Below are 259 nucleotides of genomic sequence, written 5' to 3'. Positions count from 1 at the left end.
CTACCACGGCAGCGGCAATCGCCATCAGGGTGTAATCCTCCGTGGAACCAGGCTGCATGGAGGAGGTCCGGACCGAGATCAGGATGCTGGCCAAGCCCACCATCGCTCCGAACAGGGCATAGGAGAGGAGCTTGACCTTGAGCGGATTGATGGAGATCGCCCTTGCGGCCGATGCGTTGCCGCCGACGGCGAAGATGTGGTTGCCGAGCTTGTGGCGGTGCAGGAAGAACCACGCCACTACTCCCACCACGATCATCCA

The 259-nt window shown here is 61.8% G+C and carries 1 protein-coding gene; it reads right to left on the bottom strand.

The genetic code is table 11. The features are described 5' to 3' along the window. The coding region (locus AC3XQU_RS24235; RefSeq protein ID WP_489876672.1) for an ABC transporter permease subunit at positions 1-259 on the bottom strand (259 nt) is incomplete at both ends.

Source organism: Telluria sp. AZSoR62 (genome assembly GCF_058111565.1).
This window is presented reverse-complemented; position numbering and strand designations above follow the sequence as displayed.